This window comes from Streptococcus oralis (assembly GCF_023109195.1).
Lineage (GTDB): Bacteria > Bacillota > Bacilli > Lactobacillales > Streptococcaceae > Streptococcus > Streptococcus oralis_BV.
On record NZ_JALDUB010000004.1, the window covers coordinates 1 to 21,685 of the forward strand.

The 21,685-nt window shown below is 43.0% G+C and carries 21 protein-coding genes; 7 read left to right on the forward strand and 14 right to left on the reverse strand.

The window, feature by feature from the left end; genetic code table 11:
• Positions 1-203: 203 nt before the first annotated feature.
• Positions 204-1,403: a phosphoglycerate kinase gene (locus M1F65_RS08505; RefSeq protein WP_049501507.1), complete on the reverse strand. Its 1,200-nt coding sequence runs from the start codon at positions 1,401-1,403 to the stop codon at positions 204-206.
• Positions 1,404-1,756: 353 nt separating this feature from the next.
• Here M1F65_RS08505 and M1F65_RS08510 point away from each other — a divergent pair, with 353 nt between their 5' ends.
• Together M1F65_RS08510 and M1F65_RS08515 are read left to right on the forward strand one after the other, a co-directional pair.
• A complete protein-coding gene (locus M1F65_RS08510) occupies positions 1,757-2,683 on the forward strand; it encodes a helix-turn-helix transcriptional regulator (protein ID WP_049550429.1) in 927 nt (308 codons plus the stop codon).
• A gap of 84 nt (positions 2,684-2,767) precedes the next feature.
• Entirely contained in the window at positions 2,768-3,136 is a 369-nt protein-coding gene (locus M1F65_RS08515; RefSeq protein WP_049485034.1) for a nuclear transport factor 2 family protein, read from the forward strand.
• 118 nt (positions 3,137-3,254) lie between these two features.
• On the opposite strand, the gene M1F65_RS08520 is transcribed toward M1F65_RS08515, so the two are convergent.
• Positions 3,255-7,979, reverse strand: a complete 4,725-nt coding sequence (locus M1F65_RS08520) for an endo-beta-N-acetylglucosaminidase (RefSeq protein ID WP_216728894.1) — start codon at positions 7,977-7,979, stop codon at positions 3,255-3,257.
• Positions 7,980-8,311: 332 nt separating this feature from the next.
• Here M1F65_RS08520 and M1F65_RS08525 point away from each other — a divergent pair, with 332 nt between their 5' ends.
• Positions 8,312-9,943 carry a Na/Pi cotransporter family protein gene (locus tag M1F65_RS08525; protein WP_000026662.1) on the forward strand — a complete coding sequence of 544 codons (1,632 nt, stop codon included), beginning with the start codon at positions 8,312-8,314 and terminating at the stop codon, positions 9,941-9,943.
• Positions 9,944-10,038: 95 nt separating this feature from the next.
• Here the strand turns inward: M1F65_RS08525 and M1F65_RS08530 are convergent, their stop codons facing one another.
• Together M1F65_RS08530 and pepA are read right to left on the reverse strand one after the other, a co-directional pair.
• On the reverse strand, positions 10,039-10,335 hold the full coding sequence (locus M1F65_RS08530) for a bacteriocin immunity family protein (RefSeq protein ID WP_247925799.1): 297 nt from the start codon (positions 10,333-10,335) through the stop codon (positions 10,039-10,041).
• A 20-nt stretch (positions 10,336-10,355) separates the two neighbouring features.
• Positions 10,356-11,420 (reverse strand): glutamyl aminopeptidase, encoded by a 1,065-nt coding sequence (gene pepA / locus M1F65_RS08535; RefSeq protein ID WP_247925800.1) that lies wholly within the window; start codon positions 11,418-11,420, stop codon positions 10,356-10,358.
• 233 nt (positions 11,421-11,653) lie between these two features.
• Between pepA and M1F65_RS08540 the strand changes: the two genes are divergently transcribed.
• The 4 genes from M1F65_RS08540 (at position 11,654) to M1F65_RS08555 (ending at position 15,377) form a co-directional block, all read left to right on the forward strand.
• The gene (locus tag M1F65_RS08540; protein WP_247925801.1) at positions 11,654-12,613 is read left to right on the forward strand and encodes an ABC transporter permease; all 960 of its coding nucleotides are present in this window, start codon (positions 11,654-11,656) and stop codon (positions 12,611-12,613) included.
• Positions 12,603-13,559, forward strand: coding sequence for an iron chelate uptake ABC transporter family permease subunit (locus M1F65_RS08545; protein WP_070567842.1), 957 nt, complete (start codon positions 12,603-12,605; stop codon positions 13,557-13,559). Before M1F65_RS08540 ends, M1F65_RS08545 begins: the two co-directional genes overlap by 11 nt.
• Positions 13,556-14,308, forward strand: coding sequence for an iron ABC transporter ATP-binding protein (locus M1F65_RS08550; protein ID WP_247925802.1), 753 nt, complete (start codon positions 13,556-13,558; stop codon positions 14,306-14,308). Before M1F65_RS08545 ends, M1F65_RS08550 begins: the two co-directional genes overlap by 4 nt.
• Before the next feature lie 97 nt (positions 14,309-14,405).
• The gene (locus M1F65_RS08555; protein WP_000858285.1) at positions 14,406-15,377 is read left to right on the forward strand and encodes a siderophore ABC transporter substrate-binding protein; all 972 of its coding nucleotides are present in this window, start codon (positions 14,406-14,408) and stop codon (positions 15,375-15,377) included.
• A gap of 31 nt (positions 15,378-15,408) precedes the next feature.
• Here M1F65_RS08555 and yidD read toward each other — a convergent pair whose 3' ends face one another.
• The 10 genes from yidD to M1F65_RS08605 all read right to left on the reverse strand — a co-directional run bounded on the left by yidD (position 15,409) and on the right by M1F65_RS08605 (position 21,575).
• On the reverse strand, positions 15,409-15,651 hold the full coding sequence (gene yidD / locus M1F65_RS08560) for a membrane protein insertion efficiency factor YidD (protein ID WP_033606311.1): 243 nt from the start codon (positions 15,649-15,651) through the stop codon (positions 15,409-15,411).
• Positions 15,651-16,373: a pseudouridine synthase gene (locus M1F65_RS08565; protein WP_247925803.1), complete on the reverse strand. Its 723-nt coding sequence runs from the start codon at positions 16,371-16,373 to the stop codon at positions 15,651-15,653. The genes yidD and M1F65_RS08565 overlap by 1 nt, the downstream gene beginning before the upstream one ends.
• Positions 16,360-16,929 carry an SMC-Scp complex subunit ScpB gene (scpB, locus tag M1F65_RS08570; protein WP_000105285.1) on the reverse strand — a complete coding sequence of 190 codons (570 nt, stop codon included), beginning with the start codon at positions 16,927-16,929 and terminating at the stop codon, positions 16,360-16,362. The genes M1F65_RS08565 and scpB overlap by 14 nt, the downstream gene beginning before the upstream one ends.
• Before the next feature lie 18 nt (positions 16,930-16,947).
• The gene (locus tag M1F65_RS08575; protein ID WP_042902022.1) at positions 16,948-17,676 is read right to left on the reverse strand and encodes a segregation/condensation protein A; all 729 of its coding nucleotides are present in this window, start codon (positions 17,674-17,676) and stop codon (positions 16,948-16,950) included.
• Positions 17,676-18,410: a site-specific tyrosine recombinase XerD gene (gene xerD / locus M1F65_RS08580; protein WP_277619949.1), complete on the reverse strand. Its 735-nt coding sequence runs from the start codon at positions 18,408-18,410 to the stop codon at positions 17,676-17,678. Before xerD ends, M1F65_RS08575 begins: the two co-directional genes overlap by 1 nt.
• Positions 18,407-18,868, reverse strand: coding sequence for a cyclic-di-AMP-binding protein CbpB (gene cbpB, locus M1F65_RS08585; RefSeq protein WP_000560696.1), 462 nt, complete (start codon positions 18,866-18,868; stop codon positions 18,407-18,409). The genes xerD and cbpB overlap by 4 nt, the downstream gene beginning before the upstream one ends.
• Positions 18,865-19,386 (reverse strand): metallophosphoesterase, encoded by a 522-nt coding sequence (locus M1F65_RS08590; protein ID WP_001118939.1) that lies wholly within the window; start codon positions 19,384-19,386, stop codon positions 18,865-18,867. Before M1F65_RS08590 ends, cbpB begins: the two co-directional genes overlap by 4 nt.
• Positions 19,362-20,372, reverse strand: coding sequence for a nucleoside-triphosphate diphosphatase (locus M1F65_RS08595; protein WP_394334839.1), 1,011 nt, complete (start codon positions 20,370-20,372; stop codon positions 19,362-19,364). The genes M1F65_RS08590 and M1F65_RS08595 overlap by 25 nt, the downstream gene beginning before the upstream one ends.
• Positions 20,330-21,124, reverse strand: a complete 795-nt coding sequence (gene racE / locus M1F65_RS08600) for a glutamate racemase (protein ID WP_084880140.1) — start codon at positions 21,122-21,124, stop codon at positions 20,330-20,332. The genes M1F65_RS08595 and racE overlap by 43 nt, the downstream gene beginning before the upstream one ends.
• Positions 21,125-21,329: 205 nt before the next feature.
• Complete coding sequence (locus M1F65_RS08605) at positions 21,330-21,575, reverse strand: YneF family protein (RefSeq protein ID WP_000364980.1); 246 nt, start codon at positions 21,573-21,575, stop codon at positions 21,330-21,332.
• Between the last annotated feature and the right edge of the window lie 110 nt (positions 21,576-21,685).

Consider the following 21,685-nt stretch of genomic DNA (forward strand, 5'->3'; position numbering starts at 1 on the left):
TACGAAATCCATAGACTTCTTTTTTATTTTTCATTATAAGTCATTTCCTTATCTAAATTTAGTCGTTACTTCTTATACTAGCACTTTACAAGGCAGGATGCAAATATTTACTCTTTTTTCTTTTTATTTATAGAAAAATTTCACCTATTTATAAATTAAATTAAAAAGAAGATGGTCACACCATCTTCTTTTAGTTAAACTATTTATTTTTCAGTCAAAGCTGCCAATCCTGGAAGAACTTTACCTTCAAGGAGTTCCATTGATGCTCCACCACCTGTAGAGATCCATGAGAACTTGTCTGCACGTCCAAGGTTGATGGCTGCAGCAGCTGAGTCACCACCACCGATGATTGATTTAACACCTGGTTGTTTCACGATAGCATCCATGACACCGATTGTACCAGCTTGGAAGTCAGGGTTTTCAAATACACCCATAGGTCCATTCCATACAACTGTTTTCGCACCAGTCAAAGCTTCATCAAACTTAGCGATAGATTTAGGACCGATATCCAAACCAAGGAAACCTGGGTCTACTGCTTCACCTTCAGTGTCTTTCACTTCAGTGTAGTCAGCAAATGCGTTCGCTTCTTTTGAGTCAACTGGCAAGATCAATTTGCCGTTTGCTTTTTCAAGAAGAGCTTTAGCGATATCCAATTTGTCTTCTTCTACAAGTGAGTTACCGATTTCGATACCTTGTGCTTTGTAGAATGTGTAAGTCATCCCACCACCGATAAGAACTTTATCAGCTTTTTCAAGCAAGTTTTCGATAACACCGATCTTGTCTGAAACTTTTGAACCACCAAGGATAGCCACGAATGGACGTTCTGGAGCTTCAACAGCTTCTTGGATATAGGCAATTTCGTTTTCAAGAAGGAAACCAGCAACTGCTTTTTCAACGTTTGCCGAGATACCAACGTTAGATGCGTGTGCACGGTGAGCTGTACCGAATGCATCGTTTACGAAGATACCATCTCCAAGTGATGCCCAGTATTTACCAAGTTCAGGATCGTTTTTAGATTCTTTCTTGCCGTCAACATCTTCGAAACGAGTGTTTTCAACCAAGAGAACTTGTCCATCTTCAAGAGCGTTAACAGCGGCTTCCAATTCAGCACCACGTGTAACACCTGGGATAAATTTAACTTCTTGTCCCAATTTAGCAGCCAAGTCAGCAGCTACAGGAGCAAGTGATTTACCTTCTTTGTCTGCTTCTTCTTTTACACGTCCAAGGTGAGAGAAGAGGATTGCACGTCCACCTTGTTCAAGGATGTACTTGATAGTTGGAAGAGCTGCAGTGATACGGTTGTCATTGGTAATCACGCCATCTTTAACAGGTACGTTGAAGTCAACACGAACGAGAACTTTTTTCCCTTTCAAGTCAACGTCTTTAACAGTCAATTTTGCCATTAGATATGACTCCTTCTTTTTTTATACGTGTTAATTATATCACAAAATCAGCAAAAGAGATAGAAAAACCCTAAACTTTTCTTGTTCTTTCTTCTATTTATTAACCTAAAAACCTAGGATTGCAGTTCGGAAAATAGCAATCTTCACATAATTCGGTTGGAAAAATTTAGGCAAATTTCTTGATTGCTCTGCCTAATTACTTCTATACCATTCTTTTTCCAACATTTTAATCCTTAATATTCTAAACTATACGGTCCTTCTTTTTGAATTGCTAGGTTTCTTATTGTACAATATAACTGAAATAGTTTCTTTTAGTTTGTGCTATTTGAAATTAAAAAAGAGGATTTACTACAATGAAATTAGAAAGACTAATCTATATTTTACTGTCTCTTTTAAATAAGAAGAGAATAACAGCTAAAGAGATTGCAGAGAGGTTTGAAATATCTAGTCGAACAGTATACAGAGACATGGATACGCTTAGTTTAGCGGGGATTCCAATCTATTCGGAACGTGGAGATAAGGGAGGTTTCTATATACCAAGCGACTATAAGATAGACAGAAACTTTTTCACTGAGGAAGAGAGACAGTTTATTATTAATATGAGCCAGAATGTTAGTAAAATCGTTGGTCATTCAAGTCTTGACAGTATCGAACACAAGCTGTCTTCTCAAGAAATTACAAGAGTAAACAGTCCTTTTTACTTTGATCTCAGTTCCTGGACTCTTAATACAAATTATTTACTAGAAATTGAGGAAGCGATACAAACTGAACAGATGATTTCTTTTTCTTACTATTCGAAAAAACAAGAGAAAAGTCAGCGAACAGTTATTCCATACAGATTGATCTATAAACTGAATGCTTGGTATGTTATCGGTTACTGCTTAGAAAAATTAGATTTTCGTATTTTTAAATTAACTCGAATTCGTGAACTAGAACTAGTGGAGATAAAAGATAAACCATTCGATTATCCACGTTTATCTCAAGAAAAGTTAGAGCTTTTTTTAAATCCCCCAAAACATAAAGTGGAGGGGCAAAGAGAAGAAATTGAACTAGTTTTTACAAGATTTGCACTTCCAAAAATCTACGATCACTTCACGGAAGAAGAAATCAGAGTCGAGGACGAAATAATAAAAGTTCAGGCATTTAGAGCTTTAACTCCCTCGTTTTTTGATTTACTATTAAGCTTTGGTTATCAAGTAAAGGTCGTATCTCCAAGTCACTTACAAAATCTACTGGTCAGTACTCTCAAAAAAAATCTTCAGCAATATGACAACCTGTAGTCATATTTCCTTTTGTATACTCTTAAGTGGGCAAAATATTTCGTGATATTCATCATAGCCCAATTATTTTACAGGAGGTTCCAAATGGATACAAAAACACTTGCAGAAAGCTATTTTACGGCAGTAAATGAGGGAGGCTGGGAAGATTTCGTAGCTGAAAACTTTGACTATGGCATGTGCGATAGTATAGAAATTCGACAAGGACGTGATGTTTATTTGCAAGGTGCAGGCCAATTCTATGCTTTAAGCCAGCATCTTGAAGTGAAGCAATTACTTGTTGATGGTCGAACAGTCTCAGCTTTAAACCGCTACCATCTACATTCTCCTCAAGGAAAAGAACTCGAACTGGATGTCGCAGAATTTCTGAAATTCGATGAATTTGATAAATTAGTTGCATCCAATATCTATTTCGACACTTATCGTTTCCAAAAATTTATCCAAGGAATTGAATAACAAAAATCTAGCTTCAAATTTACTCTTCAATTTCAAAACTAAAAACAAGGCCTGACTAATCTACAGTTAAACCTTGTTTTTTTATTTTTATGAGAAAATCCAAGATTCGTAAATCTGATTAGTCTTCTCTCTTCTTTCCAGCAAGCAAGCCGTAGCCACTCATTAGTCCGAGGAGTCCTAGCGCTACTAGACTAGCATCTCTTGTCGCTCCCGTATTTGGGAGCTCTCTATTTGTTTCTTCAACTTTTGCTGGTGTTGCTGAGAGCGCTTGATCCCTTGTTTGTGAGACTTGCTCTTCTTTCGTTCCAACTTCAACAATTTCTGGAAGGGCTTCCTTGAGAACCTCAGTAGAATGAAGGGTGCGTTTGCCCTGACCATCAACTTCTACAAAGCGACGAACTTGGCCTTCAACTCCTGCTTGAACTAGCTGGCGTTGTCCTTTGAGAAGGGCTGCATTTGGTCGTTCCTGACGTTCGAAGGAAACTGTCCCCTCTTCAATTTCCAGTTTCGGAGTTTCTAGAACTAAATCTTTCACACCTTCAGCTGGTTGGTTGCTTGATAGAACTTTTGTTCCAACTTCGGTGATTTCTGGGATTGCTTCCTTGACTACCTCAGTCGAACGAAGAGTGCGTTTGCCTTGGGTATCTACTGCTACAAAGTGGCGAACTTGGCCTTCAACTCCAGCTTGCACAACACGGCGTTGTCCTTTGAGAAGGGCTGCGTTTGGTCGCTCCTGACGTTCAAAGGCTGTTGTTTCAGTTTCAATAACTAGTTCAGGGAGGGCCTCAACCGTTGGGGCCACTTCATTTGGATCCACGCTTCCAACATGATGACTTTCTTCTGCAGGAGCTAGTTTCTTATTTAGCTTTTCTTTCATTTCCGCAAAAGCTTGTGGAGTTGGCATTTCTGAAGCCAACAAGGTTTCTGCTTGGGCAATCAACTCAGCTTGGGAATCTTTTTCACGGACAGATTCGAGCAAACCTTCCAATTCTTCTCTAGCAGTCTGATAACGTTGATTTCCATCCAAGGCTGTCCCTGCTTGTTTCAACTCATTCAAAGCCCGATTGACTTCTTCTTGGCTAGCATTATGGTTTTCTGCTACAGCTTTCGCTGCATTGAGCTTCTCTACTAGTGCTGCTTGTTTGTCCTCGCTTGAGAAGGTGTAGCCAAGGGTTGACTGGCGACCTTGGGCAGCAGTGATTTCTTGTTTGAGGTACTCATCGTTGACAGCTGCTTTTGGAGAAACCAAGACATCGAACTCAGCAGTGTGTCCCTTGTAATGCAAGGTCAAGGTTTGTCGTCCAGTCTTCTGAGCATCATAGCCCGTGATTTCAACACCTTGGTCCGTAAAGGCATGACTTTCTTCCGTCTCATCATCATAGAGAACACCGAAGCGACCTTCTGCAAGATCCAGTTGATCTCCTACTAGATAGTCTGTTTTTGGTTTCTTAGTAATATACAAGCCCGCTACTTCTTTTGGTTTTCCTTCATCTTGTCCTGTCACTTGTACCTTCAAGTCACCAGTAACTGGAAGTCCAAGGTAGCTGACTGTGAGCTTTTGTTCCCCTTTTTGATGAGCATCGTATCCAGATACCGTCACACCTGAGTGAGTAAGGTTAATCAGTTCATCAGCTTCGCCACCTTCATATTGAACACGGAGTGTTCCGCCTCTGAGGTCAAGTTTTTCTCCCTCTTTGTAAACTGTCTTCTTAGGTCCTTTTTCGAGACTAACTGCAGCAATTTTTCTTTCATCCTGTGGAATCGCTACAGCCAAGGTGTTACTGATTTCTTTGCCAGGTAGTTGAGTACGATAGTAGAGGAGAGTTGGTTGCTTGTCAAAGCCCAATGGTGCTGTTGCCAAGTCGCCTCCAGTATCAGACTTCAAAGTTGCAATCGGTGTTTGTGAATCTGCCTTGTCGTAAACGGTGATAGTTGCACCCGCTGGAACATCAGAGAAGCCTAGTTGAACTTGATGGTTTCCAAGTGAACGGGCAGCCACCTTAGCCATTGGAATATTTTGACTTTCTGTGTCCAGGGTTTCATACATCTTCCAGTTGTAGATACGAATGGCCTTCCAAGGTGTTCCGTTATCTGAAGTGATAACTTTTAGACGCCAGTCTTGAGCGGTGATTGGTTTGTCAAGAGTGATATCTGTCACGTGTGCTTTGTTGCCACGAACTTCCTTAGCTAGTTTCCACTCGCCATCTGTATCCTTGTAGTAAAGATCAAAGTCCTTGGTGTTCATCAAACCGTCGTTTACGGATTCTCCACCAGCTCCTGCATGATCCATGACCCATCTAACAACGGTACGTGGCTTGGTCAAGCGAATATCCACACTACCGCTCAACTGAGCTGAAGACCACTTATCTGACAAGCTAGTAATGGTACCGTTCAGCATACCTTCAATACCTTCTCCACCTTCAGTATTTGGGAAAGTGCTACCAATAACCGTTGCCCCTGGAACAATATTTTCAGCCAAAGGTCTTGGGAGAGTTGTATCCTGAACTGTCATCCCCCAGTTAAAGGATGCCGTCGCAGCTTCGGAACGGAGGCCATTTTTACCAACTGCAACGACTTTCAGTTCCTGAGTCCTACCAGTCGCATTAGCAGAACGGCTAACTTTTGGCAAGTAGATGGTTGAAGCAGATGATCCTGTCAACAAACGCCAGTTATCTCCATCTTTTTCGTAGACTTCATAGAAATCTGCATCTTGGTTACCAGCAAATTGGACCACTGCTTCAGCTTCTTGGGCATTCTTGAGAGATTGTTTCACTACAGAAAGGCCTGTAGGCGCTTGTGGTGCTTGGTGATTATCCGAAATTGTTAATTGTCCTAGGTTGAACTGATAATCTTTTACAGCCCCTTCATGTTCGAAGAAGAGTTTGACTGCATAGATTGTTTTACCTGCTAGTGAGCTAAGGTCAAATTCTTCATTCTTCCAGTTATCAGAAAGTGTTAGCTCTTTCCATGCGGCTGCATCCTCAAATTTGTAGTCTGGTGTTGTAGAGAAGGCCATATAAACTTTAGAGCCTTTTCCTCCCTTGTGGGCAACACGAAGTTTGGTGTTTTCAGTTACTTCTAGTTTGGTAGAATACAAATTCACATCCTGGTCCGTCTTACCAGCTACATCACCTGAGAATTTAAGGGAGTTACCTCCATTATAGGCATCTGTAAAGTCATATTCTGCACGAAGTTTTTCCCCCGTTGAAGTCTGCCACCAGCGCCATGTTGGCAAGACACCAGAAACAGAACGGTAGTTCCACTCAGAATCCTTAGAAACTTTACCGTCTACAAACCATTTTCTACCATGACCTGTATTAAAGGAGGTCGTGAAGGTTCGGCCAACTGCTGGTGTGCGGTCAGCAACTAAATTGGCTATCCCATACCACTCTTTATCTGCTGGTTTTTGAGCCGTTGGATCTCCTTGGTAGCCTGTGAAGAAGATATCTTCATTCTTGTGGTAGTCTTCGCCTGTTTTTCCTAGACTGGTAATCGTATCTGGTGCAAAAAGTCCAAGTGACAAACGCAACTTGCCTTTTTCATCTAAGAGGGCATCCCATTTGACTTTGGTCTTATAAGAACCACCTTGTTGCAATTCCAAGCCTGCAAAGACATCATATTGACTACGCTCTAGCCATTTGGCCATCTCTACGGAGTGGTCATTCTTTTCCTTGTTCCAGTTGAAATTGGCAAAAAATTGATCTGCAGGAACCTTGTCACCTTCTTTTTGCATGAACTGATAGTTGTATTCACCAAGGCCATCTTCGTGGTAACGACCATATTTGTAGGTCATGGCATCGTACCAAGCATACTTGATTGGATGGTTGACCTTAGCTGCATATTCCTTTGTATAGAGCATGAATTGGCGCATTTTTTCACCCAGAGGTGCTACCAATTCCCCCGTTGTTTCCTGATTAATGAAGTAGCCATCAAAGCCATAATACTTAGCGAGATCAACGAGTTTCCGTGCGATAGGGAAGGTGCCATCTGCGTCTTGTTTCAAGGCAGCTGCAAATTTCTCTTGGTCGGCAATGCTATTTGACCAGTTGAAAAAGAGTGTTCCATAAACGGGAACTCCGTTGCGGTGACCGGCATCAATGACATCTGGAGTTGGAACTAGACCTTCCCAGAAGACCATTGAATCCAAGTATTGCCAGTAATCAAAGGCGTAAGCCTTGAATTCTTCTCCACCAACAGAAGCATGGTCTTTAGCCTTTGAGTTGGTATTTGCTAGCGCCTGAACCTTGGCTCTTCTGCTTGCTTTTTCGTTAACCAACTGACCTCTATGGCGCTTGGCGAGTTCAACTGAGGAACGATTGATGGGATCATCCTCGCGCGCACCTGGTTCCCATTTCAACAAATCATCCCAAGTATCAAATTTGATTTCTTTTGGTCGGAGACTCTTTTCTTCATTTTTAGGAACGTCTGCTAGAATCGGTTTGTCGGCTTTCTTCTCAGCCACTTGAGGAGTTTCCTCTGGTTTGACTTCTTCTTTTTCAGTTGGTTGAGCAGGTTTTTCAGCTTTATCTGCCGGAGCGGGTTTTACCTCTTCTTTTTCATTGACCAAATCGGCTATTGCTGGAGTGTTTTCTGAAATTGGTTGCTCAGCTACTTTGTTCTCTGTTTCCGATAATTGTTTTTCGATAGCTGCAGTATCTGGATTAGCTGTTTCACTAGCGCTTGTAGCTTGGGCGCTCGTATTTGCAGCTGTTTCAGGGGCTGCGACTTGTTCGGCAAGAGCTGGACTTGCGAATAGAGCTGAACCAATCATCAAGGAACAAGCCCCGATTGACAGCTTACGAATACTGTAACGGCAACGTTTTTCAAAAAATAGATTTTTCATCTTATCCTCCTAATAAAATATAAAGTAAGCGCTTTACTTTTTGATAAAAAGTAACTGTTCTCAGTGTACGACACCAGAACAGGATCATCTTCATTTTATCCTATATGAAAGCGATGTCAATCTATTTAACATAAAAACTATAACTAGGATAATAATCAATAAAATTTGGACACAATCTTATAAATCATCTATCTTAAAGGGAATCTATCTCTCATTTTAAAAGAAAGTTCTTGTTTCTTATGAAAATTTCAGCTAAACACTTGTGAGATTTACTTTTATCCTTTAAAATAGAATAGGAGAAATTCCGTTATTATTTTCCGGAGGAAAAAGAAATGTCCATTAATTGGCAGGAAATTTTATTTCACTTTTTAGGAGGTCTAGGACTGTTTTTATACAGTATCAAGACCATGGGAGACGGTTTGCAACAAGCTGCTGGAGATCGCCTTCGTTTTTACATTGACAAGTACACTAGCAATCCCTTTTTAGGCGTTCTAGTCGGAATCGTCGTGACTGCCCTCATTCAGTCAAGTACGGGGGTTACAGTTATCACGGTCGGACTGGTCAGCGCTAGTCTTCTCACTCTTAGACAGGCTATCGGAATTATCATGGGAGCCAACATCGGAACCACCGTTACTTCCTTTATCATCGGTTTCAAACTGGGTGAGTATGCTTTACCCTTGATTTTCCTTGGGACTATGTTTCTCTTCTTTACAAAAAACAGAACAGCAAACAATATCGGGCGCATCCTGTTTGGTGTCGGGGGGATCTTCTACGCTCTTAACCTCATCAGTGCCGGTATGAGTCCGCTTAAAGATTTACCACAATTCAAGGAGTATATGGTCACCTTGGGACAAAATCCTATTTTAGGAGTGGTAGCTGGTGCAGTGATTACCGTCCTCATCCAGGCTTCCTCGGCTACAATCGGGATTTTGCAAGGCCTCTATGCAGGTGGCTTCCTTGACCTTAAAGGTTCACTACCAGTTCTCTTCGGGGATAATATCGGGACAACTCTAACCGTTATCATTGCGGCAGCTGGAGCCAATGTCTCAGCGAAACGCGTTGCGGCAACCCACGTTACCTTTAATGTTTTAGGAACTATTCTTTGCTTAATCTTATTAGGCCCCTTCACTGCTATGATCGAGTACTTCCAGGCACTCCTTCACCTCTCACCTGAGATGACAATCGCCTTCTCTCACGGTGCCTTTAACGTAAGTAACACCATTGTACAATTTCCATTCATCGGAGCCTTGGCCTACTTTGTAACCAAGCTCATCCCTGGTGAAGACGAGGTTGTCAAGTACGAGCCCCTCTATCTCGACGAGCAACTTATCCAGCAATCTCCTTCTATCGCTCTAGGAAATGCCAAAAAAGAACTCTTGCACTTGGGGAACTATGCAGCCAAAGCTTTTGACCTTTCTTATACCTATATCATCGGTTTGGATGAAAAGGTAGCTGAAAAAGGGCACAAGACAGAGGAAGCCATCAACACCATCGATGAAAAACTCACTCGTTACCTCATCAGACTCTCAAGCGAATCCTTGAGTCAAAAGGAAAGCGAAGTCTTGACTAACATCCTGGATTCGTCTCGTGATTTGGAACGGATTGGGGACCACGCAGAAGGCTTGCTCAACCTAACAGACTACCTCCAACGTAAGAATGTTCAATTTTCTGATGCTGCTTTAGAGGAATTAGCTGAGATTTATCAAGCAACAACCGCATTCATCAAGGATGCCCTTGATAGTGTAGAAAACAATGATATTGAAAAAGCTCAAAGTCTGATTGAACGCCATAAAGAAATCAACAATATGGAACGCGTTCTCAGAAAGACCCACATCAAACGCCTTAACAAAGGTGAGTGTTCTACACAAGCTGGAGTCAACTTTATCGACATCATTTCCCACTACACTCGTGTATCTGACCATGCTATGAACCTAGCTGAAAAGGTCATCGCTGAACAAATCTAATAAACAAGAAGCTATCCTGAATGGGATGGTTTTTTTCGTCTCCTCATTAAGAATTTCTTTCGGAGCATATAAAAATGCTTTGATTCACAATGGAATCAAAGCATTTTAAATAGCTCTCCAAACATAATAGCAGAAACTGCAGTACCTCTGTACTTAGCCTCTTCTCTTTTGATAAAGCGCGCCAAGTTGATCAATTCAGGTGCTGGATGTTTGGGATTGATGAGCAATTCACGATTGACAAGTCCTGAGAGTCGGACTGCTAATAATTGCTCATTTGTAGTTGGTAGTTTTTTAGCAGTCTCTAGGAGAGCAGCAACTAAATCTTCACTCAAGCCCTGACGGGCATGGTTGTAGAGATCTCTTATAAGGCTTTCTAGGTTTGGTTCTACCATCCCGACCACCTCCCTTATGTTTAATAATTTTTAATCAAATCAACCGTTGAGCGGTCTAATTTTTTCACCAAGGCTTGCAAGAAAGCTTGGGCTTCTAGGAAGTCATCCATCGCGTAGAGGGTTTGGTGAGAGTGGATATAACGAGCGCAGACACCGATGGTTGTTGATGGGACACCACCATTTTTCAGATGAGCTGCTCCAGCGTCCGTTCCGCCTTTTCCACAGTAGTATTGGTACTTGATGCCAGCTTCTTCGGCCGTTGTCAAAAGGAAATCCTTCATACCTGGGAGGAGCAAGTGACCTGGATCATAGAAACGAATCAAAGTTCCATCCCCAATCTTGCCTTGACCACCATAAACATCACCAGCAGGTGAACAGTCAACTGCCAGAAAGACTTCTGGGTCAAACTTGGTTGTGGAAGTATGAGCACCACGCAGACCAACCTCTTCTTGGACGTTAGAGCCAAGATAGAGTTCATTTCCCAGTTTTTGATCTGATAAAGCTTCTGCAAGCTCGCTCACCATGAGGACACCGTAGCGGTTGTCCCAAGCTTTTGAGATGATATTTTTTTCATTGGCTGTCAAGATAGCAGAACTATCTGGGACAATGGTGTCACCAGGACGGATACCAAAGCTTTCTGCCTCAGCCTTGTCTGCAAAACCACCATCAAAAATGATATCTGAAATTGCTGGCATAGTTGGTCCACCTGTTCCACGTGTCAAATGTGGAGGGACAGAACCTGAGATCACTGGAATTTCACGACCGTCACGAGTAAAGAGTTTAAAGCGTTGACTGCTGACCACCATAGGGTTCCAGCCACCGATTTCAACCACACGGAAGGTTCCATCTGGCTTAATCTCGCTGACCATAAAACCAACTTCGTCCATGTGAGATGCGACCAAAACACGCGGTGCATCCGTAGCTTCTGAATGCTTGATACCGAAAATACCACCCAAGCCATCTGTCACTACTTCATCCACGTGCGGTGTCAACTTTTCACGAAGATAAGTCCGGACAGGCGCTTCATGACCTGAGATCGCAGCAAGCTCTGTTACTTCTTTGATTTTTGAAAATAATGTTGTCATATCAGTTCCTTCTTTCTGTCCTCCATTTTACCACTTTTTATAGGAGAAGGATAGTGGAAAGGTGGATTGGTTTTTACTCAGTTTTCCAATAAAAGAGAGGGGCAGATATTATTTCAGGAATTTTTCTTTCTTTTTACATTAAATTGTCAGAAAATTTATTGACAGATTAAAAAAATCGTGTTACATTATCTCCAAGGGTATTTTTATACCAAATCTACATGAAAGGACGGGGCATGAAACTCTCTCATATTTTAACAGGCTTACTTCTACTCCTGGTCTTTCTCTCCATTAGTATTGGAACCAGTGATTTTTCTTGGGAAAAATTCTTTGCTTTTGACCAACAGACTTGGCTTCTCTTTCAAGAGTCGCGTCTTCCAAGAACCATCAGCATTCTCCTTGCAGCCTCCAGTATGAGCATGGCAGGACTCCTCATGCAGACCATCACTCAAAATCAATTTGCTGCTCCGAGTACAGTCGGAACGACAGAAGCCGCCAAACTGGGAATGGTGTTGAGTCTCTTTGTCTTTCCGTCTGCGAGTCTGACCCAAAAGATGCTCTTTGCTTTTGGCTCATCCATTTTATTTACCCTCTTCTTCCTGGCCTTTATGACTATTTTTTCTGTAAAGGAAAGGTGGATGTTGCCCTTGATCGGGATCATCTATAGTGGGATTATCGGTTCTGTCACAGAAGTTATCGCCTATCGTTTCAATCTGGTTCAGAGTATGACGGCCTGGACCCAGGGTTCCTTCTCCATGATTCAGACCCATCAGTATGAGTGGCTCTTCTTAGGCCTCATTATCCTGATAGCCGTTTGGAAATTATCCCAAACCTTCACCATCATGAATCTGGGCAAGGAAACCAGTGAGAGTTTGGGGATTTCTTACTCCCTACTTGAAAAACTGGCCCTTTTTCTGGTGGCGCTAACGACAAGTGTCACCATGATTACCGTGGGTGCCTTGCCATTTCTCGGGGTCATCGTTCCCAATCTTGTCCGCAAGCACTATGGAGATAATCTGAGCCAAACCAAACTCGTCGTCGCTCTAGTCGGTGCCAATCTGGTTCTTGCCTGCGACATCCTCTCTCGAGTCTTGATTCGGCCCTATGAGCTGTCTGTCAGTCTCTTGCTAGGAATCATCGGTAGCCTCGTCTTTATCCTACTTCTATGGAGAGGGGGACAAAAAGATGCCGTTTAAAAGCAAACATACCAAGCTCTTTTGCCTTCTCATTATTCTGGCCATCGGAGCTTGTCTCCTCTACTTTTGGCCCTTCACCCATCTGTCTGCCTTTGCCTGGAAGTTGCGTTCCCAAAAAATCATCGTTTATCTCTTGGTAGCCATCGCGACAGGGATTTCGACCATTAGTTTTCAAACCCTGACGGAAAATCGCTTTCTGACACCAAGTATTTTGGGAATCGAATCCTTCTATGTCTTGTTACAAACCCTGCTACTGATATTTGAAAGCAAATTTCTACAGCTTGGAAAGTCTCCTGTCTTAGAATTTCTAGTCTTGCTTCTGCTTCAATCCCTCTTTTTTCTCGCCTTACAAGGCTACTTGAAAACGCTGATGAAGCAAGATCTGGTCTTCATTCTGCTAATCTGCCTAGCGCTCGGAAGTCTCTTTCGAAATATCAGTACCTTCCTACAAGTTCTGATGGATCCAAATGAATACGATAAACTGCAGAACAGTCTCTTTGCCTCCTTTCAACATCTCAACACTTCCATCCTAGCCATCGGTTCTCTGATCATCCTCGCCTTGACAATCTTTTTCTTTCGAAAAGCAGTCGTTCTGGATGTCTTGCACCTGCAAAGAGAAACGGCTCAGATACTTGGACTCGATGTTGAAAAAGAACAGAGAGAACTCCTCTGGGGCATCGTGCTCTTGACCTCAACAGCGACTGCCTTGGTAGGGCCTATGGCCTTCTTCGGCTTTATGCTGGCCAATCTTACCTACCTAATCGTCAAAGATTATCGACACAAGTTGCTCTTTATCGTAGCCATTCTAATTGGATTTATTAGCTTAACCTTGGGGCAAGCCCTCATCGAACGAGTCTTTGCGCTGGAAATTCGCATCAGCATGATCATTGAGAGTGTGGGTGGCTTCTTATTCTTTATCTTACTATACAGGAGGGCGCGTCGGTGAAACTGGAAAACATTGACAAATCCATTCAAAAACAGGATATTTTGCAAGACATTTCGCTTGAAGTCAGTCCTCAGAAACTGACAGCCTTCATTGGTCCAAATGGTGCTGGAAAATCAACTCTCCTCTCCATTATGAGCAGACTGACCAAGAAAGATCAGGGAATTCTCAGTATTAAAGGCCGGGAAATCGAAAGCTGGAATTCCCAAGAACTGGCCAAAGAACTCACCATCCTAAAGCAGAAGATTAATTACCAAGCCAAATTGACTGTAGAAGAACTGGTCAGCTTTGGACGTTTTCCCTACAGTCGTGGTCGACTGAGGGCGGAAGACTGGGAAAAAATTCGAGAAACCCTTGACTATCTGGAACTGACCAACTTAAAAGAACGCTACATCGATAGTCTGTCTGGTGGACAGTTGCAACGTGTTTTTATCGCTATGGTACTGGCCCAGGATACAGACTTTATCTTGCTAGACGAACCGCTCAACAACCTCGATATCAAGCAAAGTGTCAGCATGATGCAGATCCTTCGGCGACTGGTGGAGGAACTAGGGAAGACCATTATCATCGTCCTCCACGATATCAACATGGCTAGCCAGTATGCGGATGAAATTGTTGCCTTCAAGGACGGTCAAGTCTTTTGCAAGGGAACGACTGCTCAAATCATGCAGGCTGACCTGCTCAGTCAACTCTATGAGATTCCCATCACGCTGGCTGATATCAATGGCAAAAAGATCTGTATCTATAGCTAGCTATTCTGAACTCATGTTAGAGATCCCTCTGTCTCTTAGCTAACAAGCCTATCTAAGAGCCCCCTACATCGTTATCACATTTTAAAAAGGAGAAATCATGAAAACATCCCTTAAACTTTATCTCACTGCCCTAGTGGCCAGCTTCTTGCTCTTACTTGGTGCATGTAGTACAAATACAAACTCAAGCACTAGCCAGACGGAGTCAAGTAGCTCTGCTCCAACAGAGATAACCATTAAAAGTTCACTAGACGAGGTCAAACTTTCAAAAGTTCCTGAAAAGATTGTAACCTTTGATCTCGGTGCTGCAGATACTATTCGCGCTTTAGGATTTGAAAAGAATATCGTCGGAATGCCTACAAAAACTGTTCCGACTTACCTAAAAGATCTCGCAGGAAATGTCAAAAATGTTGGTTCTATGGTTGAGCCAGACCTAGAAGCCATTGCTGCTCTTGAACCGGATTTGATTATCGCTTCTCCACGTACCCAAAAATTCGTAGACAAGTTCAAAGAAATCGCCCCAACCGTGCTCTTCCAAGCAAGCAAGGACGACTACTGGACTTCTACCAAGGCCAACATCGAATCTCTAGCAAGTGCCTTCGGTGAAACTGGTACACAGAAAGCCAAGCAAGAATTGGCTAACCTAGACAAGAGCATCCAAGAAGTCGCTACTAAAAACGAAAGTTCTGACAAAAAAGCCCTTGCTATCCTCCTCAATGAAGGAAAAATGGCTGCCTTTGGTGCCCAATCTCGTTTCTCTTTCTTGTACCAAACCTTGAAATTCAAACCAACTGATACTCAATTTGAAGACTCTCGCCACGGACAAGAAGTCAGCTTTGAAAGTGTCAAAGAAATCAATCCTGACATCCTCTTTGTCATCAACCGTACCCTTGCCATTGGTGGGGACAACTCTAGCAACGACGGCGTCCTAGAAAATGCCCTCATCGCTGAAACTCCTGCCGCTAAAAATGGTAAAATTATCCAACTAACACCAGACCTCTGGTACCTAAGCGGAGGCGGACTTGAATCAACTAAACTCATGATCGAAGACGCTCAAAAAGCTTTGAAATAAGCAAGAAAACCCAACATCAAATGATGTTGGGTTATTTTTTTTCTTGATTCCGTTTGAGTGAAAAGTGGTCTGGGACAGGATCTTTTCCTATTGGCGACCAGGGATGGCAACGTAAAATCCGAGCCAAGCCCATCAGAACACCCTTGAAGCCATGTTTTTCAATAGCCTGGATCATGTAGTTGGAACAAGTTGGCTCAAAACGACAAGAGGGTGGAAAGGCTGGTGAGATAAAACGTTGGTAAAAGCGTACTGGAGCTATTAAGATTCGTTTCATTATTTCTTGGTTACAGCCATGGTGTGTAGTTGGCTGATTTCTTTTTTGTTAAGGCGGCGAGATTCTCCCGGACGAAGGCCTGTCAAGTCTAGGTGTCCAAAACGTGTCCGAGACAACTTATCCACTTGGAGACCGACAGCTTCAAACATCTTTTTAACCTGGTGGTTGCGCCCTTCATGGATAGTCAACTGTACTACAGAGCGATTTTTAACTGGATCTACTTTGAGAATCTCATAAACAGCTGGCTTAGTTTTCTTGCCATCAATCTCAAGACCACGAGTTAAGGGACGAAGGTTTTCTTTGTTGGCCACACCTTTAACACGCGCGACATAGACCTTGTCAATCTCATTACGGGGGTGAATCATCTCGTCTGTAAAGTCCCCATCGTTGGTCAAAATCAAGACACCTGATGTATCCCAGTCCAAACGTCCAACTGGGTAAATGCGCTCCTTGACATTGGGCAAGAGGTCCACAACAGTCTTGCGGCCCTTGTCATCTGTCACACTGGAAATCACTCCATGTGGTTTGTTAAGCAGATAGTAGACCTTTTCTTCGTTGTAGATAGGTTGTCCTTCAACTTCAACCTTATCGCCAGCTTTGATAGTGGTTGCTAGTTCACGCACCACTTGGCCGTTGACCGTCACCAAGCCTTGTTTGATCAGCTCTTCTGCTTTTCTCCTACTGGCCACACCTGCGTGGGCAATATATTTATTGATTCTCATCTTCTTCTATCCTTTCACCAAATAATTGGCTTTCTTGGGCTTGAATCTCAAGCTCATCAATCACTGGTAATTCTTCTAAATGGTTAATCCCCATGTAATCTAGAAAATAATCCGTAGTCACATAGAGATTAGGGCGACCCAAAACTTCTTTTTTCCCATCTTCTCTTATCAATTCAAAAGCTTGTAGCTTAGCTAGAGCTCCACTAGAATTGACCCCACGGATAGCATCAATTTCTATCCGCGTGATAGGCTGCTTGTAGGCAATGATGGACAAGGTTTCAAGAGCAGCCCGAGACAAACTTTGGTTGATGGGTGCCTTGGAGTATTCCTTCAAAATCGCTGCAAATTGAGGCTTGGTGACCAATCTGTATGCACCACCTGTCTCGATCAGGGACAAGCTCGAATCTTGGTCTTTTTCATACTTCTGGGCTAATTTTTCTAAACTCTGTTGGATGCCTGTCGGTGGCAGAGAGAGGAGTTCAGCCAACTGACGGACTCGAATCCCATCTTCACCTGCTACAAACAAGAGCGCTTCTATTTCTGCTAAAGTACTCATCTTTCCTCTCTATCAAGTCTAGCTTTGTGCCTCTTGACTTTCTTCCTTCTTTTCCATGAGATAGATATCTCCAAAACTCTCCTCTTGCATGAGAATCAGTTCCTGGGTTTTGATTAACTCTAGGGTTGCCAAAAAGAGGGTAATAACCTCTTGAACATTCTGGGCTTCCTTGAACAAATCCTGCAAACGCAACTGGTCTCGTCCAGACAAGGACTCTTTTACGATGACCATCATGTCCTCAATCTTATACTCATCCCGCAAAATGGTCGTGTGATTCTGTGCGAACTCCTCTTTTTTCTTGGCTAGGATATTTGAAAAAGCCAAAAAGAGGTCAATGGTCGTCTTATCATGTACAAGCTCTGCATCTTCGTAAATCAACTCTGTCGGCGCTTTGGAATAGTACTGAGCCCGATCTTGGTGCTTAGCCTCCAAGTGCTCGCCCAGGAGTTTGAACTTGCGGTATTCTTCGATTTGGGAGAGAAGGTCCTGCTCCAGGTCATCTTCCAAGTCTGTCACTTCTGCTACCTTTGGCAAGAGCTTGCGGCTCTTGATCAGCATGAGCTGACTGGCCATAACCATATACTCGCCCGTTACTTCCAGACGCATTGCCTGCAAGGTTGAGACATAGGCTAGATACTGTTCGATGACTTCTGTGATAGGCACATCGTAGATATCCATCTGGTACTTAGAAACCAGGTGCAAAAGCAAGTCCAGCGGCCCTTCAAAATCTTTTAATTTAATATCCATTATCTATATTTTTCTAAGGTCAGGACTGTTTTTAATCCTAGTTTTTTTGCAATTTCGTACAAATCGACCTTGTTTTCTATCTGTCTTAGAATGAACTGTTCCCGCAAGGCTTGGGCTGATAAGGCTGGAAAACCTTTCTCCTTGACAAAGGACTCCAGCTGACGAAAGGCCCACTGACGAGAATAGGTTTTCCCACTCCTTTCAAAGAGATAGGTCTGCCCCATCAAGGGTTCCAATTCTGGAGTCAAGGTCGTGGGTATGGTGACAATCCTCTGTTGGGAAGCCTTGCTGATTCTCAACACTTGAAAATCCAGATTGATATCTGCAACCTTAAGGGCTAAAATCTCACTTGGCAAGAGCCCTATTTCCAAGATAAGAAGCGCCAGCAAGCGTCCTTCTGGATAATTACTTTCCTGCCAAAAAGAGTCTAAATTTAGAATCTCTGGCTTTTCAGTCTTCTTTTCAGCTTGTTTGGCTAATTCCAGACGGTAAAAGCTGTCCACTTCTCCGTTTCGATAGAGAAAGTAGAGAAATTGGTTACAGGCCGAAAGTTTTCGCTTCTGGGCGCTGATTTTTAGATTGGCTAGCTGGGCTTGGTAAATCTTAAGACTGGTCTCAGAAATCCGCTCACCCACAATGTCTAAAAATTGCTCCAGATCATACTTATAGGACTGCTTGGAATTGGTAGACAAGCCCTGTTTTTCCTCTAAAAAGGCTGAAATGCTATCTCTCATTTGCATCGAATCTCATATTCCTTACTAAAGTCATGTAAGAGAGCATTGACGGCCTTGAGGATGGACTTGCGCGTGATGATTCCTTGAAAAATCCCTTCATCATCTACCACTGGCAAGAAGGGTTCATCCACCAGTTTATGGAGGACCTCTGTGATGTTATAGTCTGGAGCGACAACTGCCACATCCGTCTTGGTCATATTGACGATGTCTGTCGTTGCCATCTGCTCATCCGTCAAACCTTGCTCCATTTGATAAGCCAAAATGTCTCTCAGACCAATGGTTCCGACAAAGCGTTTGTCAAAAGTCACAACAGGGATACGGGTATAAGTGATTTGGCTCAACACCAAAATCGCATGGTCAGCGTTATGGGTATCAATCAAGGCTGCTAGATTCTCAGCAGGGGTAAGAAAAGTCTCTTCCTGCTCCAATAAAAATGCTTCAAATTCCTTGGCAATCATCGAGCAAACTCCTTGGACAGACCTGGATAAACCTCATGATCACGTGTCAAAAAGTCTACTTTAAAATAGCTGTCATCAATCTCCACACGGGCATAGAGGCATTCTCTAATAGTTCCTCGTGGTTGGCTGATGGAGCCTGGATTGAGAAAAAGAGTCTTTCCTTCCATCCAAGCATTTGGTACATGCAAGTGACCATAGAGACAGATATCGGCATCTTCTTCCTGAGCCCAGTAGTCCAACTTTTGAAAGTTGAAATTGATATCAAACAAGTGTCCATGCGTCTGGATGATCTTGGTTGGACCAAGTTGAGTTACCAAACGTTCTGGGTAGCCAGCATAAAAGTCCATATTTCCTTTGACGACATGGATGCCTTCCCAGAGAGGAGAGTCTGGACGGAGCTCAGAGTCACCATCGTGAAAAATGGCATCGACTTTCCCCAGATAGCGATCACGAATTTCTTCCACAATCAAGCTATCTCCATGAGAGTCACTCATTACAATGATGGTTTGCTTTGCCATGATGGAAATACCTCCAAAAGTTTCTTAACGGCTAAGGCACGGTGGGATTGGCTATTTTTTTCTTCAAGGGTTAATTCAGCTGCTGACTTACCTGTCTCTCCCACAAGGAAGAGCGGATCATAACCAAAGCCATTCTCCCCCTTTGGTTCAAAGTTAATGTAGCCCGGCCAGTCAGCTTCAACCACCAAGCTTTCCTTGTTTGGACTAGCTACGACTAGGGTTGTGTGGAATTGAGCTGAGCGGTCCTTGAGTTCAAAGACCATGGCCAATTCGTGCAAGAGTTTGGCATTATTTTCACGATCAGACGCTCCCACACCAGCGAATCGCGCTGACCAGACTCCTGGTAAACCGCCGAGGACATCGACTTTGAGACCAGAATCATCTGCCAAAACCATCTTGCCTGTTAACTGCGAAATGGTTTCTGCCTTGAGACGAGCATTCTCTTCAAAGGTCATGCCTGTTTCAGCTACTTCAGGTAGGTCAGGGTAGTCATTGAGATTTTCCACATCATATCCTAGCTTGTCAAAAATAGCTCGGAATTCCTTGGTCTTGCCCTCATTGCGAGTCGCTATGAGCAAGGTTTCTCTGACCTTGCTAGTTTCAAAAAAGGCTGCCACATCAACACCTTCTTTAGGCAATTCTACATGCAGGAGTTGCCCATTTTCAACCAAGAGTAGGGCTCCCTGACGTTGGATGACTTCCAAGTTACGTCCTGCTTCCGCATTTAAAATCTCAACGATAAAGGAGAGCAAACGAAAGTTAGAAGACCAGCGCATCACCGTTATCGTAATCGGAAAGCCATTTTCTTCGTCACGAAAAATCCGCACTAAATCCATAAAATCAAGCTCGAGAGGATCTTTGATAAGGCTATAGATGCCTCCATAGACATCCCAGACACCGACATACCAGTCCTGGTCATCCTTGTATTCATAAATTTTGTTTGTCATAAAGTTACATGCTCCACATGAATCTCTTTTTCCAGCCATTCTGCTCCAATTTGGGCAAAACTTTGGCTATTGGCTGTTGTGTAAAAACGATGTTGAAGAGGTCCCGCATCTCGGCTACGATTGATTTCAAAATAGTTCAGTAAAACCGAGATATCCCGTACACACTCTGCCCCACTATCGATGAGTTTTACATCTGGTCCCATGACATTTTGGATGATGGGGCGAAGGAGCGGGTAATGGGTACAACCCAGAATCAAGCTATCCACCTTGCCGACCAAGGGACGCAGGGTTTCATAAACCACTTTCTTGGTTACACTAGTTGATAAGGCACCAGATTCAACCAAGGGGGCAAACTTGGGACAGGCCAAACTTTCCACCTGTAAGTCTGGATCCAAATCATGGATTTTCTGACGGTAGATGTCTGATTGTACCGTCATGGGAGTTCCAATCACCCCGATTTTCCCACCTTGACTGGACTTGATAGCTGCCGAAGCTCCTGGCAAAATCACACCTAGAACGGGAATGTCTAGTTTGGCCTTGATTTCTTCCCAGACGACCGCAGTCGCAGTATTACAAGCAATGACAATCATCTTGACATCCTTGGTCAAGAGAAAGTTGACCAACTGCCAAGTATATTCACGAATTTGCTCAGCAGGGCGGGGACCATAGGGTGCCCGTGCCGAATCTCCAATATAGACGATTTCTTCATGGGGAAGCTGGCGCATGAGCTCACGAACAACAGTCAAGCCCCCGACACCCGAATCCAAAAAACCAATTGGTCGATTATCCATACAGTCTTCTTTCTAGTCTTTTTTCTGATTGATAGTTCATCATGATTCCTTGTCCTGAACGATCGGATAGACAGCTTGATAAAATGTCAACTTCCTCTCTCTTAATCATAATCAAATATCAATAGAATGCAAGGAAAAAGTCTTATCCTTGAGAACTATTGAACATAGTGAGAAGTCTGGAACTTTCATCCCAGACTTTTCCTATTTATTTCTTTTTATTGTTAGCAAGGGCTGCTTTTTGTTGGCGGATGATTTGGTGGTAAACTTGTTGTACCTTGGCTTCGCTTGGTTTTTGACCATTTGCGCTCAAAAGAGCACGAACTGCCTCAGCGTTCAAACGTGGGTTGTCAGCAAATTCTTTTTCGATTTGCTTACGCACCAAGTACATACCTCCAAGAGCTCCTCCTAGAAAAGCTAGCACAATCAAGATAATTGCTAAAAGTAAATCCATTCTTTTTCTCCTGTTTCTTTTTGAGTCTTCTATATTATACCATAAAGTGACTTTCCTGACTAGTTTGTTTTACGCTTTCAAGAGGGGGTTAAGTCAATTCTAAACTAGTC

Bases quoted from the DNA above. Each gene is read 5' to 3' on its own strand.
- M1F65_RS08505 (WP_049501507.1), bottom strand. From the start codon at position 1,403: ATGGCAAAATTGACTGTTAAAGACGTTGACTTGAAAGGGAAAAAAGTT.
- M1F65_RS08510 (WP_049550429.1), top strand. From the start codon at position 1,757: ATGAAATTAGAAAGACTAATCTATATTTTACTGTCTCTTTTAAATAAG.
- M1F65_RS08515 (WP_049485034.1), top strand. From the start codon at position 2,768: ATGGATACAAAAACACTTGCAGAAAGCTATTTTACGGCAGTAAATGAG.
- M1F65_RS08520 (WP_216728894.1), bottom strand. From the start codon at position 7,979: ATGAAAAATCTATTTTTTGAAAAACGTTGCCGTTACAGTATTCGTAAG.
- M1F65_RS08525 (WP_000026662.1), top strand. From the start codon at position 8,312: ATGTCCATTAATTGGCAGGAAATTTTATTTCACTTTTTAGGAGGTCTA.
- M1F65_RS08530 (WP_247925799.1), bottom strand. From the start codon at position 10,335: ATGGTAGAACCAAACCTAGAAAGCCTTATAAGAGATCTCTACAACCAT.
- pepA (WP_247925800.1), bottom strand. From the start codon at position 11,420: ATGACAACATTATTTTCAAAAATCAAAGAAGTAACAGAGCTTGCTGCG.
- M1F65_RS08540 (WP_247925801.1), top strand. From the start codon at position 11,654: ATGAAACTCTCTCATATTTTAACAGGCTTACTTCTACTCCTGGTCTTT.
- M1F65_RS08545 (WP_070567842.1), top strand. From the start codon at position 12,603: ATGCCGTTTAAAAGCAAACATACCAAGCTCTTTTGCCTTCTCATTATT.
- M1F65_RS08555 (WP_000858285.1), top strand. From the start codon at position 14,406: ATGAAAACATCCCTTAAACTTTATCTCACTGCCCTAGTGGCCAGCTTC.
- yidD (WP_033606311.1), bottom strand. From the start codon at position 15,651: ATGAAACGAATCTTAATAGCTCCAGTACGCTTTTACCAACGTTTTATC.
- M1F65_RS08565 (WP_247925803.1), bottom strand. From the start codon at position 16,373: ATGAGAATCAATAAATATATTGCCCACGCAGGTGTGGCCAGTAGGAGA.
- scpB (WP_000105285.1), bottom strand. From the start codon at position 16,929: ATGAGTACTTTAGCAGAAATAGAAGCGCTCTTGTTTGTAGCAGGTGAA.
- M1F65_RS08575 (WP_042902022.1), bottom strand. From the start codon at position 17,676: ATGGATATTAAATTAAAAGATTTTGAAGGGCCGCTGGACTTGCTTTTG.
- xerD (WP_277619949.1), bottom strand. From the start codon at position 18,410: ATGAGAGATAGCATTTCAGCCTTTTTAGAGGAAAAACAGGGCTTGTCT.
- cbpB (WP_000560696.1), bottom strand. From the start codon at position 18,868: ATGATTGCCAAGGAATTTGAAGCATTTTTATTGGAGCAGGAAGAGACT.
- M1F65_RS08590 (WP_001118939.1), bottom strand. From the start codon at position 19,386: ATGGCAAAGCAAACCATCATTGTAATGAGTGACTCTCATGGAGATAGC.
- M1F65_RS08595 (WP_394334839.1), bottom strand. From the start codon at position 20,372: ATGGCTGGAAAAAGAGATTCATGTGGAGCATGTAACTTTATGACAAAC.
- racE (WP_084880140.1), bottom strand. From the start codon at position 21,124: ATGGATAATCGACCAATTGGTTTTTTGGATTCGGGTGTCGGGGGCTTG.
- M1F65_RS08605 (WP_000364980.1), bottom strand. From the start codon at position 21,575: ATGGATTTACTTTTAGCAATTATCTTGATTGTGCTAGCTTTTCTAGGA.